14 protein-coding genes are annotated in these 17,189 nt (G+C 37.1%); 8 read left to right on the top strand and 6 right to left on the bottom strand.

Going from position 1 to position 17,189, the window contains the following annotated elements; genetic code table 11:
- Genes ACE3RB_RS02015 through ACE3RB_RS02025 form a run of 3 tightly spaced genes read left to right on the top strand, consistent with a single transcriptional unit; the run spans nt 1 to nt 3,894 of the window.
- A complete protein-coding gene (locus tag ACE3RB_RS02015) occupies nt 1–2,751 on the top strand; it encodes a multicopper oxidase domain-containing protein (RefSeq protein ID WP_374462651.1) in 2,751 nt (916 codons plus the stop codon).
- A gap of 29 nt (nt 2,752–2,780) precedes the next feature.
- A complete protein-coding gene (locus ACE3RB_RS02020) occupies nt 2,781–3,404 on the top strand; it encodes a DUF3347 domain-containing protein (RefSeq protein ID WP_374462652.1) in 624 nt (207 codons plus the stop codon).
- 13 nt (nt 3,405–3,417) lie between these two features.
- On the top strand, nt 3,418–3,894 hold the full coding sequence (locus ACE3RB_RS02025; protein WP_374462653.1) for a heme-binding domain-containing protein: 477 nt from the start codon (nt 3,418–3,420) through the stop codon (nt 3,892–3,894).
- A 103-nt stretch (nt 3,895–3,997) separates the two neighbouring features.
- On the opposite strand, the gene ACE3RB_RS02030 is transcribed toward ACE3RB_RS02025, so the two are convergent.
- The 4 genes from ACE3RB_RS02030 to ACE3RB_RS02045 form a co-directional block, all read right to left on the bottom strand.
- Entirely contained in the window at nt 3,998–4,498 is a 501-nt protein-coding gene (locus ACE3RB_RS02030) for a GNAT family N-acetyltransferase (protein ID WP_374462654.1), read from the bottom strand.
- A 13-nt stretch (nt 4,499–4,511) separates the two neighbouring features.
- Nucleotides 4,512–5,102, bottom strand: coding sequence for a hypothetical protein (locus tag ACE3RB_RS02035; protein WP_374462655.1), 591 nt, complete (start codon nt 5,100–5,102; stop codon nt 4,512–4,514).
- Nucleotides 5,103–5,287: 185 nt separating this feature from the next.
- Nucleotides 5,288–6,154 (bottom strand): RNA polymerase sigma factor RpoD/SigA, encoded by an 867-nt coding sequence (locus ACE3RB_RS02040; RefSeq protein WP_002979276.1) that lies wholly within the window; start codon nt 6,152–6,154, stop codon nt 5,288–5,290.
- Between the two features lie 379 nt (nt 6,155–6,533).
- The gene (locus ACE3RB_RS02045) at nt 6,534–7,325 is read right to left on the bottom strand and encodes a S1/P1 nuclease (RefSeq protein WP_374462656.1); all 792 of its coding nucleotides are present in this window, start codon (nt 7,323–7,325) and stop codon (nt 6,534–6,536) included.
- A gap of 451 nt (nt 7,326–7,776) precedes the next feature.
- Between ACE3RB_RS02045 and ACE3RB_RS02050 the strand changes: the two genes are divergently transcribed.
- The 4 genes from ACE3RB_RS02050 to ACE3RB_RS02065 all read left to right on the top strand — a co-directional run bounded on the left by ACE3RB_RS02050 (nt 7,777) and on the right by ACE3RB_RS02065 (nt 12,098).
- On the top strand, nt 7,777–8,718 hold the full coding sequence (locus tag ACE3RB_RS02050; protein WP_374462657.1) for a type VI secretion system baseplate subunit TssG: 942 nt from the start codon (nt 7,777–7,779) through the stop codon (nt 8,716–8,718).
- A 54-nt stretch (nt 8,719–8,772) separates the two neighbouring features.
- Entirely contained in the window at nt 8,773–9,675 is a 903-nt protein-coding gene (locus ACE3RB_RS02055) for a TssN family type VI secretion system protein (RefSeq protein ID WP_374462658.1), read from the top strand.
- Between the two features lie 27 nt (nt 9,676–9,702).
- The gene (locus ACE3RB_RS02060) at nt 9,703–10,842 is read left to right on the top strand and encodes a hypothetical protein (protein WP_002979280.1); all 1,140 of its coding nucleotides are present in this window, start codon (nt 9,703–9,705) and stop codon (nt 10,840–10,842) included.
- 98 nt (nt 10,843–10,940) lie between these two features.
- The gene (locus ACE3RB_RS02065) at nt 10,941–12,098 is read left to right on the top strand and encodes an aminotransferase class V-fold PLP-dependent enzyme (RefSeq protein WP_374462659.1); all 1,158 of its coding nucleotides are present in this window, start codon (nt 10,941–10,943) and stop codon (nt 12,096–12,098) included.
- Between the two features lie 69 nt (nt 12,099–12,167).
- Here ACE3RB_RS02065 and blaIND read toward each other — a convergent pair whose 3' ends face one another.
- The gene (blaIND, locus tag ACE3RB_RS02070; RefSeq protein ID WP_374462660.1) at nt 12,168–12,896 is read right to left on the bottom strand and encodes an IND family subclass B1 metallo-beta-lactamase; all 729 of its coding nucleotides are present in this window, start codon (nt 12,894–12,896) and stop codon (nt 12,168–12,170) included.
- A gap of 229 nt (nt 12,897–13,125) precedes the next feature.
- Complete coding sequence (locus ACE3RB_RS02075; protein WP_374462661.1) at nt 13,126–13,779, bottom strand: metal-dependent transcriptional regulator; 654 nt, start codon at nt 13,777–13,779, stop codon at nt 13,126–13,128.
- 341 nt (nt 13,780–14,120) lie between these two features.
- Between ACE3RB_RS02075 and ACE3RB_RS02080 the strand changes: the two genes are divergently transcribed.
- Nucleotides 14,121–17,132, top strand: a complete 3,012-nt coding sequence (locus ACE3RB_RS02080) for a reprolysin-like metallopeptidase (RefSeq protein ID WP_374462662.1) — start codon at nt 14,121–14,123, stop codon at nt 17,130–17,132.
- Nucleotides 17,133–17,189: the final 57 nt, after the last annotated feature.

Below are 17,189 nucleotides of genomic sequence, written 5' to 3' on the forward strand. Positions count from 1 at the left end.
ATGAAAAAATTAATAATGTTTCTGGTGCTTTTATTCTCTGTTTTTACTTTCGCACAAACTACAAAAACGTATTATACCTGCCCGATGCACCCGGAAGTGGTGTCATCAAAACCCGGAGACTGCCCGAAATGCGGAATGACTCTTGTGAAAAAAACAGCAGTTATAAAATCCAAAGTAGCAGCAAAACCGGAAACGAAAGCGATCCCTACAGAGATTAAAACAAAATCTCCAGAAACAAAAATAAATAAGGTAAATAAAGTAAAGGAAACAGCTAAGGTTGAGAAAGCAAAAATAATAAAGCCTTCTGTTCAACCAGAGAAAAAAGTCTTAACTCAAGCTCAAACTGTTTACACCTGTCCGATGCACCCTGATGTGGTTTCAGACAAACCTGGAAAATGCCCTAAATGTGGGATGGATCTGGTAGAAAAAGAAGATCATTCCCGTCACACAGACGCTGAAACGAAAGAAGAAAGGTCTGTTCTAAAGCGTAATTCAGAAAACGGGAGAATAACTTTCGGAGGAAAAACAGTTCGTTATGACCTGTATGTAAAAGATACGATTGTCAATTTTACAGGAAAAAACAGAAGGGCTATTGCAATCAATGGAAAACTTCAGGCTCCTACTTTGTATTTTACAGAAGGAGATACTGCTGAAATTTATCTGCACAATATGCTTAAGGAAAATACCGGATTGCACTGGCACGGAGTGATTCTTCCCAATGAACATGATGGTGTTCCATATCTTACCACAAAGCCTGTAAAACCTGGAGAAACCCATTTATATAAATTCAGAATCTCTCAAAACGGAACCTATTGGTATCATTCTCACGAAGCCCTTCAGGAGCAGATAGGAATGAACGGTATTCTGGTCTTTAAAAAAAGAGAAGGCGAACCGAAAACGGAGTATAATGCTGAAATTCCGGTATTACTGGGCGATTGGAGCGATGATGATCCGATGCAGATCGCAAGAAGGCTTCATATGGCGAATACAGACTGGTATGCTGTAAAGAAAAATGCAGTACAGAGTTACTGGGAAGCCATTAAGTCCGGGAATTTGGGAACAAAAGCCCTGAATGAATGGAAAAGAATGGAAGCAATGGATGTAAGTGATGTTTATTACGATAAATTTCTGATTAACGGTACTCCAAGTTCAGATTATTCCAATTTAAAAGCTGGTGACAAAGTAAGGCTTAGGGTGGCTAACGGAGGCTCTTCTACCTATTTCTGGCTGAACTACGGAGGCGGAAAGATAAAAGTAGTGGGAAATGACGGAAATGATGTGGTACCTGTAGAGGTTGACCGTCTGATTGTAGGAGTTTCCGAAACCTATGATATTGAAGTGACCATCCCTGAAAATAAAAGCTTTGAATTCAGAGCAACTTCAGAAGACAGAATAGGACACGCTTCTCTTTGGCTGGGTTCCGGTGAAAAAATAGAGGCTCCCAATCTTCCAAGGCTTATGCTTTTTGAAGGAATGAAAATGATGAACGGAATGATGGAAATGAGCGGAAATATGAAACCGATGAATATGACGATGGGAAATCAGATGATGGATATGAACGAAGTTATGTATCCGGAATTATCAGAAAATCAAAGGAAAACTACAGCGAAGCATATCAATGAAATGATGGGAGTGAAAACGAAAGAAGAAGATAAGAAAGAGGATCATTCCCAACACTCAGGCATGGATATGAAGGAAGAGAAAACCATCAAAAGACTATCTTACAATATTTTGAAATCTCCTGAGAAAACCATTCTTCCAACCGATAGCATCCGTGAAATGAAATTTACGCTGGAAGGAAATATGAACCATTACCTGTGGACTCTGGATAATAAAACCGTAACAGAGACGGATAAAATTCTGATCAAAAAAGGAGAGGTTCTCAGAATTAAGATGTATAATAATTCAATGATGCGTCACCCGATGCACCTTCACGGTCATGATTTCAGGCTGATCAACTCAAAAGGGGAATACTCTCCACTGAAGAATGTAGTGGATATCATGCCGATGGAAACCGTAACGATAGAATTTGCAGCGAATCAGGATGGAGACTGGTTTTTCCACTGTCATATTTTATACCATATGATGGCGGGAATGGGAAGAATCTTCAGCTATGAAAATTCAAAACCCAATCCACAGCTTCCGAACAGGAAACTGGCCTGGAAAAACTTTATACAGGATAATAAAATGACGAGTTCTATGGCAATGCTGGATGTGGCAAGCAATAAGATTCATGCAGAGACAATGACGATGTTCGGGCCAAGATGGGCTAACCTTAACGAGTTTCATTCCAACTGGAATTTTGATCATTTCGAAGGAAGTGCGAAAGTAGGACGGTTCTTAGGAAAATTCCAATGGGCGCTTCCTTATGCAGGAATCAGGGTTCAGAAAAATCATGAGATCATGGAGAGACAGATGGCGGAAGATATGGGAATGGATTTTCATGGCAAAAAGACCTGGTTCGGACAGCAGAAAGCCTCCAAAAACAAGTTTGCATTTATAGTAGGTATGCAGTATGTGCTGCCAATGCTGATTACTGCTGACGCAAGTGTGGACCAAAACGGAAAAGTATTATTGGAATTGAGCCGTGAAGATATACCGCTTTCCAGAAGGCTGAGAGGAAATTTCAGTGTCAATTCAGATGGTGAGTTTTCAACCGGAGTGAGATATATTCTTCAAAAGTGGTTATCCGTTTCCGGAAATTATGATAATGAAATGGGCTGGGGAGCAGGTATCACTTTAACGTATTAATTTTTTTAACCCATATTATTTAAGAAACAATGAAAAATATAATAACCGTACTGTTTGTGGGAGCCACATTATATTCTTGTAATAAACCCGGCAGTACAATACCTGAAAAGAAAGCAGCACCGGAAATTAAAACGACTGACAAAACTGAACCTGAAATCTCAGATCAGGAAGTAAGAGAAAGCCTGAAGGAAAGTAAAAAAGAAACAGGCCAGCTTTCAGCTTTTCCGATCCAGCAAATTATCAAAGGCTACCTTCCTCTAAAAAATGCCCTGGCTCAGGATGATCCTAAAAAAGCATCCGATGCGGCTAAAAATCTGTTTTCTGTATTAAAGAAAATAGACATCAGTAAAACCGATGCAAAAAGCAATTCTGAGTTGCGTGATATTGTAGAAAGCGCATCGGAAAATGCAGAGCATATCGGAGAAAACGCGGATGATATAGCACACCAGAGAGAGCATCTGCTTTCCCTCAGTAATGACATTACCGATTTAATAAAAGAACAGGGAACAGGAGGATTAAAATTATACCAGGATTTCTGTCCTATGTATAATAACGGAAAAGGAGGGACCTGGATTAGTGAATCGGAAGAGATTATCAATCCGTATGAAGGTCAGAAAATGATCAACTGTGGTTCTGTGAAAAAAGTATTTTAAAACATAAAAAGAGATGAACCGGAACATTAGAAATATATTTTTAGGGTTTGTTCTCATATTTTTGCTGATTCAATTCATTCAGCCTGTCCGTAATACTGATTACGGGCAGGTACCTTCAACAGATATTTCAAAGGTTTACAAAACTCCTGAGAATGTGCAGTCTGTTTTGAGAAATTCCTGTTATGACTGTCACAGTAATTCTACTCATTATCCCTTCTATTCCTATATACAGCCTTTAGGATATTATATTGAAAAGCATATAAAAAAGGGAAAAGAAGAATTGAATTTTAATGAATGGAGTAGTTACAGCCCTCGTAAACAGACTCATAAATTAGAATCTGTTGCGAATCAGGTACAGCAGAAAAAAATGCCGCTTACCTCTTATACTTATCTTCATCCGGAAGCTGCGCTTTCTGAAAGTCAGATAAAAGAAATGGTTCGCTGGATAGAGCTGGTGCAGGCTGAAAATAATAAAGCAAATAAGAATTAAAAAATAGAAAGCCATCCGTTGACAGGGTGGCTTTGTTTATAGGTACATAAGTGGTACGGTTTGTACTGACTATATAGTTTAACTTTTTTCTTTTGGTCTTAATTTAAAATGATAAAATATAACTCTCCGACACCTTTTTGAAACCATATCTACTGAAAAAGTTGTGGGCGCCATGATTGTTGACTCCACTTTCTAATAAGATAAAACTGATATTCCAGCTTTTAGATTCATGAATGGCTTTCTCCAGCAGTTTGCTTCCAAGGGATTGTCCTCTCACAGACTGATCCAGGAGCATATCTTCCAGAATGGCATATTTCTTAAAAGGACTGTTGATCACGTTAAGAACCATCATGCCGACAATTTCCCCGTTTTCATTTTCTGCAATCAGAATATTCAGTTTGGAACTGCCATCGGAATTAAAATCGGTGATCAGCTGTTCTGTCAGAATCAGTTCAAGATCAGGATTCCAGTGGTGTGAATCTATCGCTCTGCCGGACATCATTTCGCCATGAGAAATATAAGCATCTGTTTTGTGGGTAATAAAAAAGTCTACGAGCTCTTTCACGCGGCTTTTATCGGTAAGCCATTGGGTAGTATATTGCATGAGGTGATGATTTTTATTTTAATTTTTTCAATTCTTCCAGCAGTTTATTTTGCTTGTTGATAAATTGATTGAGACTGTCTGTTTTCAGAGGATGAGCATTTTGGTATTTTTCAATTTCGGGAAGCGTTTTTCTTATTTTGAATGCGGAGTATATACTGTAAATGCTTTGCTTATTCCTGTTGATTTGATGTTTAAGTTCTTTTATTTTTTGAACCTTCAGATCATAGTTTTCTGAACTTTCTTTGATGAGCTCAGTCATTTCCTTTCTTAAAACCGAATCGTTAATAGATTTTGCCCGACTTTCCGCAATTAAATAGTAATCTTCTGAATTAGAAATAATACTGTTATATATACTTTGCATTTGATGAGCATCTTCTTGCATTAAAGATATTTTCTCATCTATTTTCCTGAGTTCCTGATCATTTTTGACTTTTTCATAATAGATGCCATCAAATATATCCTGGGTTTTACTTAGGCGTTTTATGGGAATACTGGATTCTGTGCTCTCAGCTGCTTTTTCTACAATATTATTGTTTTGCGATTTATTTTCCCTGCAAGAAAGAGTAGATAAGGCTAGAGCAGAAGCGAAAAGTATTTTTTTCATAGTCTGTTTTATTTTGGTGTATAATCAACATCATATCCCAGGCAGCTAAAATTAATCATTTCAATTCTAACCAAAGTGATTATAGGACATGATTTTAATTAGTTGAACAAATTTTGAAAAATGTTACATCCATAAAAAAACGGAGCCTGAAACCAGACTCCGCCTATAAAATTTTTACGCTAAAATTATTTACCCAGGTAAGATTTAAGGATCTTGCTTCTGGTATTGTGTTTTAGTCTCTTAATTGCTTTTTCTTTGATCTGACGAACTCTCTCTCTTGTAAGATCGAAAGTCTCACCAATTTCTTCTAAAGTCATTGGGTGTTTTCCGTTCAGTCCGAAGTACAATCTTACCAAATCAGCCTCTCTTGGTGTCAAAGTATTCAATGCTCTTTCAATCTCAATTTGCAGAGATTCAAGCATCAGATCTTTATCAGGACTTGGAGATTCTCCTGAACGTAATACATCATAAAGATTAGAATCTTCACCTTCTACCAAAGGTGCATCCATAGACAGGTGTCTTCCGGAGTTTTTCATAGATTCTTTAATATCTTCCTCGCTCATATCAAGAACTTCGGCCAATTCTTCCGGAGAAGGTGGTCTTTCATTTTCCTGTTCAAGGTGAGCGTATGCTTTATTGATTTTGTTGATAGATCCAATCTTGTTCAATGGTAATCTTACAATTCTTGACTGCTCAGCCAATGCCTGTAAAATTGATTGACGGATCCACCATACTGCATAAGAGATAAATTTGAAACCTCTAGTTTCATCGTACCTTTTTGCCGCTTTCATTAATCCTAAGTTACCTTCATTGATCAAATCGGGTAAAGAAAGACCCTGATTTTGGTATTGTTTAGATACAGATACTACGAAACGAAGGTTGGCTTTGATTAATTTCTCCAGTGCGGCTCTGTCGCCGGCACGTATTCTTTGTGCCAATTCTACTTCCTCGTCCGCAGTAATCAGTTCCACTTTACCAATTTCCTGCAAATACTTGTCTAATGAAGCAGTTTCCCTGTTGGTAACCTGCTTAGTGATTTTTAATTGTCTCATTTATTTTATCCTCAAAAAAGAGTTACTATAATATATACGTATGAAAAGGTAAAAAGGTTACACAGAATTCAGTTTTTTTGTACAATGTATACTATAAAAAGTATTAATGATTTTTAATAACAGGTTAAATGCCTGATAATTAATTTGTTATATTTTTTTTATTTTTGATTTTAAATATACAAATTTTATAACTTCCCTAAACCTTAAACCTTAAACCTTAAACCTTAAACCTTAAACCTTAAACCTTAAACTTTAAGCTTTAAACCTTGAACTCTAAACTTTAAACAAAAAAAAACGAAACCGAAGTCCCGTTTTATATCTAAAAGTAGTATTTCAGGTTATATTGAGTACCCGCAAACTCGTAACTCGTAACCCGCAACTAGAAAAGCTCGTTCAGCACTTTCGCCAGTCTCAATCCTCCGTACAGTAACTGTCTTTCCATCGTTTCATTAAACTTGTACTGGTAGTCGTAGGATAATTTAGAATCGTTAGGAGTCTGTGCGTAGATCTTATTGGCAATTTTATGAGAATCATATAGCCAGTCTTCCAGGGTTCCGGCCTGAATCTGTGCTACTTCTTCTTTGGATTTGATATCTAAAAGCTTAGAATATTCAGTGTAGCTGTATTTTTGAGAATCTACAAGTTTTCCATCCCAAACAGAGTGTAAATTCGTTTTTTCCCCGAAATAGGTAACATTGATTTTGTTTCCTCCCAAATCTTCAGCTCTTCCCACGTGTAGCGGCTGTGCAAGATCTCCCATAATGTGAATAAGAAAGATCAAAGCAATTTTTTTGTCTTTTTCAGAAGTGTTTTTATCTTTGATCTGGCTGGACAGGGTGTTTACCTGAGTATAAAGGCTTGGTCCTGCCTGTGCTTTTAAGTTTTGTTCGAAAGCCTTAAAATCAGTCATCGGATCAATGTTTACATAATGCCATGATGAAGCCTGCTTCCATGCGCCTGTCGTATCAGATTTGATAAAATCCGGCCAGTTTGCCCAGTAAGCCAGACGCTCTTTTCCCATGATCTTTTTAATCTCTCTTCTTGCTTTACGGGAAAGGTGGTTTTGTGCAATGTCTGCAATCACTCTGTGTCCCGTTAATCCCCACGCATAAGAATAAAGTGAAGAGGCCATGAATGCTAAAAGCAGAATTTTAGAATAAATACTTTTCATTTTAAATAACAATTTTCAGTCTGCAAAGATACGGCCCGCTTTCGGAATGAGCATGCATTATCCGGAATTTATTCCATAAAGATGATGTTAATAAAATTTAATGTAAATGAAAGAGAGCATTATAGTAAGTTTAACAGCTTTAAATTCCAGAAAAAATACAGAATGACAGGGCTATTGGAAATACGTTGTAAAGTTTTTTAGAGATTAAAATAAAAGTTCATCCCAACTTTAAATTTTAAGTATTAACCGCTAAATGTCTGATCCTGAAAGGATAATTTTAAATTTTAAAAAGCAAATAAACCCTTTAATTACCGTATTTTTACGGAATTTGCCGGAAATTATTCCTTTTAATGTCAATAAATTAGTATTTTTAAAATAAAATTATTGCCAAAATATTTTTTCAAACTTATGAGATATATTATCTTTACAAGTCATAATCAGAGGAAACACTATGTATGAGAATAATATTGTAGATATGCATTACAATAAGCTGCAGACAGACTTTAAGGCTGAAGCTGTGGCGGTTAATCTCTTGAAATACCACCGTGCGGTAAGCAATATATTCATAGAGTGTGTCGGCGTAAATGACCGTGCGTACCTGAAGGATATTAAAAGCATTTCAAGCAGTTATTTAGGATTTGATGAAGAAGTATTTACCATAGAGACTTACAGGGAGGGTATTTATGACTATCTTCCGGAAGGGTTGTTCCATCCGCCGTCTCTTGGAGCTTCCAGAAAAAATGTAGATTCTGTGGTAAGGGAAATCCGCAGGCAGAAAAGAGTAGAAGATGATGCCCGTAAGTTTTTCCGTCCTTTTGAACTGGAGGTTTTCTTTACGGAAATCAGTGCCCTGCTAAAGGAATCTGAGTTTGATATTACAAGCAATACAGATTCTTTACTGGAAACCGTAAGTGAACTTTGGCCTCTGATAAAGATGCTGGATAAACAGAGTGCATATATCTTTATGTATATTTTACCTTTCTTCCACCAGATCAGAGGAGACAAAAGATGGTTTGAAAGATGCATGACTGCTTTTCTGCAGGTACCGGTAAAAGTAACCTTTTCTCCCAATATTATCGATGAAATTGAGAAGAATGACGACTCCATGTTACTGGGAAATTCAAGATTGGGGGTTACCTATATTCCCAGCGGACCTCATATGGACGGGCAGCGCAACTGGGTGGTGAACATTGGTCCTATTCCTTACGGGGATATGAAGAGGTATATCCCGGGAAGTCCGTTCAGAAATGTACTTCAGGCTCTGTATGATTATTTTCTTCCGGTAACCGTAGATGTGGAAGAGAATTTTGTCACAGAAAAGGAAGAATATTCCTTCAGTCTTGAAGACGATGAAAGAAATGCCAGCCGCCTTGGATACTCTACATTCCTCTAAATTATTTTACTATATTTACAACTACCAACAAAGTATAAATTCGAAAAGAAAAAAATGGAAATTTCTTCAGTAAAAGGTATTTTTTTAAGGTATATCTTAATGCCTTTAATCGCTATTATTATGATGGTTATACTCGGTGTAATCAGAAGAAATAAACCTGCGATAAAAATTAAAGTAATTATTGTATACGTATTGCTGTGCAGCTTATGCCTGGCGGTTCCAGGTTTTTTCGGATTTGCCGGAAACCTTTTTAATCCGTACTGGTATCTTATTGCACAGGTTATCTACCTTATTTTGGGAATTATTCACGTAAACCTTTTACATAAATATTTCAAAAAACATATTGATTCCCTTGCAATGAGCATTCTGTTTGAGTCCATACTGTCTCTGACATGTATTGCTTTGGGAGGGTACCTTTTTACCCTGCTCTTTAAGTGGATGAGTAACGGATTGGGAAATGGAGTAATGGCAGCAACAAGTATGCTGATTTTTGTGGTTCCGATGGTATTTTACTACTGTTATATCCAGTTTATCAGCATTCCATTTGATATTTACAAGACATGGAGATATTCTCCGGAGCAGAAACTGCCTGATTTTGAAGGAGCAGATTTTGACAGATTAATGGTATTGAATGTGGAGCTGAGCAAAAAATTAGAAGATACCAACCGTTTCAGAATTAAAGCCAAAACACTTCCGACAGGAGTGACTTTCGGAGACTGGTTCTACAGGGTGGTAGATGATTACAACCATAAAAATCCGGGATCTGTCATCCATCTTTCAGACGAAGGAAATGAGCCGTATTACTGGATCTTTTATACCAAAAAATCGTTTTTCAGCTTTAGAAAGTATATAGATTTCGACCATGATATTACAACAAACAACATTTCAGAAAATGAAGTGGTGATTTGTAAGCGGGTTATTCAGCATGAAGAGGAAGGAATTGCAAGAAAATCATAAACACAAAAAAATTAAAAAGTATTAAACATGATACAGCCTATTAAACATTTTGCGATCAATTGGGTGGACGGGATGAAAGTTTCCCAGAGACACCTTAATGATCAGGATAATTTCTTAATTGATACCATCAGAGATTCCAATTCCCTTGGAATTACTACATATAATTACGGACTTCTGCCTATTTCCAACGAATTTACTGACCGTACCATTTTTGATGTCCATAATACGGCAACCAATGATGTACAGCTTGTTATTAAACGTTGCAGTGCGGTTACCATGGCCGGTTACCGTATTGAGCTGACAGACAGGAGAATCAGTGTGAAGTCTCTGGCAAAATCAATGAATGAAGAGCAGGCAGATGGTGAATATTATATTCTGATCTCTGTAAATCCTTTTGATAAAGTACCTTTCGGGGATATTGACCCTGAAGAAATTCCGCCGCGCCATCCAAGTGCACAGCCGAACCATCATATTGAGCTGCTTCCTGTAACATCTTTGAACAGCAGTTATTCAGGAGGAAATTACCTTATTATCGGAAAGGTGGATCTGAAAGGTAATATTGCCCAGGTGGATTCCAACTTTATTCCGCCATGTACTTCTGTACAGAGTCATCCGGCTTTGGTAGATTACTACAGCAGCTATGCAAAGTCTATCGGAAACCTTCAGCAGTATGCCTTTAAAATCATTCAGAAAGCGTCCCACAAGAATCAGAATACAGCTTTGGCACAAAATGTCAAGTTCCTGTGTACGACAATGATCAATACATTTGGAGATATGTATTTCCAGTTCAGAAATATTACCCCTTGGCAGCCGCCCGTATTTTTAATTGAGTCTTTTGCAAGACTGGCACTTCATTTATACAACTCAACCCAGCTTCTTGTTCCTGCAGAACTGGAAGAAATGCTGAACTACAGTTTAGAGTGGAGCGAAATTGCCCCTCATACTTTACTGAACCAGCTTTCTATTGTTGCAGAGACTAATTACGATCATCACAATTGTGGGGAACCGTTACTTTACATTCAACAGATGCTGAGAAGCCTTGAAACCATTTTCTCTAAGCTGAGCGAGCTTGATTACATCGGTCAGAGAAAAGAAAATATCATTGTTAATGAACAGGAAGTTTCTACCAACACCAATCCTAAGAGAGGCTGGAGTGTTTTAGATTAAATCACTTATCAAAAATAGAGTCCCGGGTGAAAATCCGGGATTTTTTATGTCCTGTATGGAAAAAATTAAAAGTAAATTTGTTGTAAGGATTGATAGAAATGAATTTAGAGATTATCAGACAGGAGACTCCGGGATGTTCGGATAAAATATTTTTAAACAGTGCAGGGGCGTCGTTAATGCCTAAGACCGTTACAGATACTACCGTTAAGTTTTTATATGAGGAGCAGGAGTTTGGAGGATATGCCGCTTTGACACGGAACTCAGATAAGGTCAGCAGGTTTTATGAAGAGGCTGCAAAGCTGATCAATACAAAACCTTCCAATATTGCATTTGTAAGCAGTTCTACCGATGGCTATGCCAAAGCTTTGTCCAGTATTGATTTTAAAGAAGGCGATTGCATCATTACAACCAATGATGATTATATATCCAACCAGATTGCTTTTATTTCTCTGCAGAAAAGATACCATATCGAAATCATCAGGGCCGCCAATCTTCCTGACCATGAGCTTGATCTGGAGGATTTTGAAAACTTAATCAGAAAGCATAATCCTAAATTAATTGCAGTTACTCATATTCCCACCAATTCCGGATTAATCCAGAATATTGAAGGAGTAGGGAAGTTATGTAAGCAATATGATATTCTTTATCTTGTAGACGCCTGCCAGTCTGTGGGACAGATCGTGGTAGATGTTGAAAAAATCCATTGTGATTTTCTGACAGCAACCGGAAGGAAATTTATGCGCGGACCGAGAGGAACAGGCTTTTTGTATGTTTCGGATAAAGCTTTGGAGAGAAATATGTATCCTTTATTTTTAGATAGCATTGGAGCCAGATGGTCTTCCTTTGATGATTTTCAGCTTAATGATACGGCCAGAAGATTTGAGCTTTTTGAAAGGCCATATTCGGCGTTGCTGGGATTTGCAGAAGCTTTGCGTTATGCGAATACGATTGGTATGGATAAGATTGAGCGTTATAATCATACATTGTCAGGGACTTTAAGGAATCATCTTCAGAGTAGTGGTTTCAGAGTTCTGGATAAAGGGAATAGATTAAGCAGTATTATTGCCTTCTGCCAGCCGGACGGAAAGGTGGAAAAAATCCATAAAATTCTGAGTGATAACAATGTATTTTTTAAGGAAAACCGGAGAGGAGATGCATTAATCGATTTTACTTCTAAAAATGTGGACCATGCTATCCGTTTATCACCTCATTATTTCAATACGATGGAGCAAATTGAAATTGTAACACACATATAAACGAGTACCACTCACAATCATACTGTATTAAATATGGCGGGCCCCGGCGAATGCCGGGGCCCGCAATATTTATTTTTTATTTAAAAGATCAAGCGTGTGCTCTACATGGCCGCCGCCTTTCCATTCATCATGTCCCGGAATAATCAGGGTTGCCTGTGAATATTTGTTTTTCAGTTTTGTCATGGTTTTCGGCCATTCTGCAACATTGGCTTCTCCGGTGTAGCCGAGATCAGCTGCTGCTTTGCTTTTTACAAGACAGCCTCCATCCAGTATTTTATATTTTGGAAACCAAACCACTACGTTGTCGGCTGTATGTCCTTCACCAAGAAAGTCTACAACAAATTCTTCTCCGCCAATACGGTAAGGTTTTCCTGTTTTGATAAGTTCGGTAGAAGTTGCTTTGCCTTCTTTCTTTAACAGTTCATTGGTTTTTGCTGTAGCGTAGGTTTTGATTCCTTTATTATTATAAAAGCTTAAATCCCCGGCTCTGTCTTCATGCGAATGGGTAGCAAATACCGCAATCACAGGAAGGTTATGGCGTTTCTGAATAGTATCCATCAGGCTTTGGTATTGGGTTTTCTGCCATGGAACATCGAATAAAATAACTCCTTTTTTGGTTACCAGATAAACGGCATTGGTAGAATATTCTTTTCCACCGAATACTCCAAAAGTCTTGTAAATATAAAAGTTGGGTTTAATCTGCGGTTCAATCACAAAATCCCGTACCTGAGTGTTCTGAGCATTTGCCAATGGACTTAGCAACATCGAAATAATAAACAACGGAATGCTTTTTTTCATAATTTTTTTGAGTAATAATTAATGTTTGATTGTCAGAAAAGACAAAGTCTGTTGTTTACAAACCTAACTAAAAATAAATCTTTGGGACTTAAAGAGATGGAGTTTAACCGTTTTTTAACAGTTTGAAGAATAAATATAATGTTTTTACAAGTAAATGCAGATTGGTAAAAATATTAAACCTAACAGGTTTTTAAAACCTGTTAGGTTTATTTTTTGAATTTTAAAAACGTTATTTTTTAACGAGTATTTTTTCAGTAGCTTTTTTACTCAAAATCTCAGTCTTGCCATCAATTTCTATTGTCATTGACATGTCAAAACTTTCGATTTTAATAATTTTTACCTTACTGTTGAGAAGAAGTTTCCTGTCATTCAGGTAGGTCAGGAAAGCGTCATCGGAAAGTGTAACAGATGCAAAAGTTACATTTTCTCCCGGTTCACAGTTGCTTAATTTCTGCAGATCCTGGGCAATAATATTTCCGTCTTTATCAGGAATAGGCTCCCCATGGGGATCGAATTTAGGATGATCCAGAATTTCATCCATTTTGTCGAAGAAAATCTGGGAATGCACGTGCTCAAGCTGTTCCGCAATCTCATGAACATTTTCCCATCCGAAATTCATTTTTTTAACCAGGAACATTTCAGTAAGCCTGTGCTTACGGACTACAAGGGCAGCTTCCCGTCTTCCTTTTTCTGTAACGATTAAGGGTTTGTATGTTTCATAAATCACCCATTTTTTCTCGGCAAATTTCTTCATCATGTTATTGACACTCGGCATTTTTACATTCAAAAATTTACTGAGCTCATTAATTGTAACCTTTCCTTCATTGTCAACTAAATGAAACAAAGCTTTCAGGTAATTCTCTTCTGTTAGGGTTGTTCTCAAAATGTTAGATGATTTTCATTACAAATCTAACAAAATAATATTAAATCCATTGTGCTTATAAACCAAAAGTTTATTGGAACTGATCAATACATTTTTAAGAAAAATATATTATTTGTGACAATTTAATAAGAATAACATTTAAAAGTAGTTATAAATGAGATTTTTATACATACAATTGAAGGTTTTGATATTTTTACTTTTTGTGTTTTTTGTGAATATTATTTTGATAATTGTGATTATGTATATTTGTTTTTAATGAATGTATGATATATGTATGTTTTTTTTCATTTTTATGTGATTTATTGGATAATTACCTAACTTAACTCACAAAAATTATAGCAATGAAATTAAAAATTACTTTTCTTTCAATCTGTGCATCTTTTTTTATAAATGCACAGATATTGAGCCCCAATGGTTTAAGCAGTGATGATCTTCCGGGGGCCACCTTTAAACTCGATATTGATAATTTTAAAAGAAATGTAAATATTAACAGAAAAAACTCTGAAAAGATTAGCGGTCAATCTATTGTTTTACCACTTATTGATGGTAAGAAAAAGGAGTTTATTCTATCTGAGAATAATCTTTTAAACAGAAAACTTGATAATATTGTCACTTTTGACGGATATTCAAAGGACAGACAGGATAAGATAAAGCTTACCCTTGTTGGAAATGAAATATCTGCAATGATAAAATCCGGAACAGGATATTATATTATTGAACCTTATAAAACTAAAAAGGGAGAATATCGTATTTACAACTCTTTTGAAATGTTTGGTGAAAAATTTACGTGCGGAACTGATGAAAATGATTTTAAAGAAAGTCTGGAGGCTGTAGCCAAAGGTTTGAATGTTCAGAAGTCAGTAACAGGATTTCCTTATGGAAGCTCATTGAAAACTTTCAGGATGGCAGTGGCAACAACCGGTGAATTTACAACTGCTTTAGGGAATCAGGATGCAGCTCTTGGGGAACTGGTTGCAATGATGAACCTTATCAACCAGATATATGAGTCGGAATTATCTATTTCTTTTACATTAATTGATAAAACAACCAATAAAACCCTGATTTTTACTGATGGAGCCACAGATCCTTTTACAATAGACCCATCTTTTGCTTCGGCGGCAAATTCACAATCAGGATTTGACTTGATGAACACGAACGGAACGCTGCCTTATGCAGATTACGATATCGGCCATACCTTTAATATTATGCCGGGAGCCGGAGGAAGTGCTCAAGGGCAAGCCGGGCCACGTCCCTGTACAGCCTCACTTAAAGCAAGAGCCTGGAGCCAGTGGACACTTTCTATGCCGAAATCTTTATCTGCCAACCTGATCGTTCACGAAATGGGACATCAGTTTGGGGCAGGGCATACCTATAATGCTGTTGGAGGGACACCTTCAAGCCCTACATTCTGTACTTCCGGATGGAATTCAGCGGCAGCTACAGAACCGGGCTCAGGATCTACTATAATGGCTTATAAAAATAACTGTACAACTCCTAATGATCAAACCAATACAGGAAATAACGGATTGAATTATTTTCATGCCAAAAGTATTGATCAGATCTTGAATACCCTTACAGTGTCCTCTACCTGTTATACTTCTGTAGTGGTAAATAATACACCGCCTTCTGCCAATGCAGGGAATACTGCTGTCAGCATTCCAAAAAATACGCCTTTTAAACTGAAGGGGATAGGCAGTGATGCTGAAGATACAAACCTTTCATATACCTGGGATCAGGTAGACGTTGCCACTGCTAATGATAAAGGTGCTTTTGGCAGTACTATTAACGGTAGTGGCGGATATACAGCCGTAAACAGTACTACAGCTCCGCTATTCAGATCTGAACAGAATACAATTACCACAGAACGTTATTTTCCAAAAATGAAATTTGTTCTGAACAATCAGAATAACCCTCCTGTTAATGAAGCGGAAGCGCTTCCTTTGGTAGCAAGAACAATGAAAATGAGATTCACTGTAAGGGATAACAGTGTGGTCTCAGGCGGAGCAGATTCCGATCAGGTGGTGGTAACCGTAACCGATCAGGGACCTTTAGCGGTGACCTATCCTAATTCAAGTATAACAGTGAATGCTGAAACAAGCATAAATGTAACATGGGATGTCAACCAGACCAATGTTCTGAAAAATACTGTAAATATTCTTCTTTCTACTGACGGCGGAGATACTTTCCCATATGTACTTGCATCAAATGTTCCTAATAATGGGACCGCTGCTGTAACTTTACCGTTTGTTCCCTATACAAATAAAGCCAGAATCAAAGTTGTTGCAGTGATCAATGATTATGCTGAATTTTTTGATGTTTCTGATACTAATTTTATTATCAGTTCAAACTGTAATGCTTTCCAAACCATTATGGTGGAAAATCCGAAGGTGATAACAGCAATACAGGGTAGTCCGGAATCAAATCTCAATCTGGTACCTCAGACACCGTCTAATGATACGTATACCGCTAAAACACTGACTTTCGATGCTGCAAATATGAGCCCAAACAGCTGGTATATATTTAATCAGACCCAGACAGCTCCCTACCTGCTTAATTCAAGCTCAAGTATGCTTCCTTTGAAATTCAAGGCAACAGAAACCGGAAGTTATACATTAAACTATCCTTCTCCAAATGGAGTGGCTGTCACTCTATACAAAGGAAATCAGACAGGAACGGCTAATTTCGTGACTTCCAATGCAGTGTATTCCGGAACCGGTACCAGCTTTACCTACTACAGAACATTCACTGTAAACCTTGAAAAAGGAGTGGAGTATTTTATGACTGCAAGAAACCTGAGCAATACTCCTATAGGATCAAGTGTTGTACTTAGCATTAACGGGCCGGGACAGTTTTATGATACTGTAAATGCGCCTGCCGGCGTTAGCTTTACCTATGTAGCTATCAATACGGCCACCAATACAATCGCTGCCACAAGTCCAACAGCCAATTTTACGACTTTACCGATAGGCACCTATATTATACAGGGGATTTCATTTACCGGAGCAGAAAGTGCCTTACTAAACAAGTCTATTGCTGATCTTAATCAGTCCAAGGTTTGTTACCAGTTAAGCAGAAACAATATTACTTTAAATATTACATCTGCATTAAGTACCAAAGAGTTTTCCAAAAAGGCTGTTGGCCTGGTTCCGAATCCGGTAAAAGACTTTCTTAAGGTATACAGTGATGAGAAAATAACACATTATGAAATTTATGATATTTCAGGAAGGTTAATGGAAAGAAATACGATGGATAATTCAGTCATCAGCTTTACTAAATTCAAGAGCGGTGTTTATATGTTAAAATTATTAAATAATAAAACATTGATCCATCAGTCAAAAGTTATCAAAGAATAACAGATCATTATATATTTAAAGGGGGCTATAGCAATATAGCTCTCTTTTTGTATAGTA

The organism is Chryseobacterium sp. (assembly GCF_041914225.1).
Classification (GTDB): domain Bacteria; phylum Bacteroidota; class Bacteroidia; order Flavobacteriales; family Weeksellaceae; genus Chryseobacterium.